Here is an 827-nt window from a genome sequence, read left to right on the forward strand (position 1 = left end):
ATCACCACGGACATCGAGGAGGTGCTGCCGGTCCTGCCGGACTGGGTGATGCCGATGGCGGTGGTGGTGGCGTTCTTCCTGCTGGGGCTGGTGATCTTCCGGCTGGTCTTTGCGGTGCTGAACCGGGCTGTTGCGAAGAAGGACCTGTTCTGGCGCAGCCTCGTCGCCCGCACCCGCCGCCCGCTGCGGCTTGGGCTCGTCGTGGCGACGCTGACCATGGGCGTCGCGGTGGCGCCGCTCAGTCCCGAGCAGACCGATTTCGGCCAGCACGCGCTTCTGATCGCCTTCATGGTGCTGGTGGCCTGGACGCTGCACACGGCGCTGCACATCTGGACGACAGTGCACCTGCGCAAGTTCACGCTCGGTTCCGAGGACAATTTCCTGGCCCGCAAGCACGTCACCCAGAGCCGCATCATGGTGCGGCTGGCGGGCTGGGTGATCGTCATCGTGGTGACGGCGGCGATCCTGATGACCTTCGAGGGGGTGCGGCAGTGGGGCGTGTCGCTGCTGGCGGCGGGCGGTGCCGCGGGCATCGTCGTCGGCTTCGCCTTCCAGCCGGTGCTGAAAAACCTGATCGCCGGGATCCAGCTTGCCGTCACCCAGCCGATCCGCATCGACGACGCGGTGATCGTCGAGGGCGAATGGGGCTGGGTCGAGGAGATCACCGGCACCTACGTGGTGATCAAGATCTGGGACTGGCGTCGCCTCGTGGTGCCGCTCAGCTATTTCATCGAGCAGCCGTTCCAGAACTGGACCCGCGACAGCTCGTCGCTGATCGGGGGCGTGCTGCTCTACCTCGACCACTGCGCCGACATCAAGCGGTTGCG

1 protein-coding gene is annotated in these 827 nt (G+C 66.6%); it reads left to right on the forward strand.

Annotated elements, in window-relative coordinates; genetic code table 11:
* Positions 1-827 (forward strand): mechanosensitive ion channel family protein (locus HC022_RS27845; protein ID WP_175583773.1); only part of this gene is annotated, 827 nt, incomplete at both ends.

Origin of the sequence: Salipiger sp. HF18 (assembly GCF_011806505.1) — a bacterium.
Classification (GTDB): Bacteria; Pseudomonadota; Alphaproteobacteria; order Rhodobacterales; family Rhodobacteraceae; genus Salipiger; species Salipiger thiooxidans.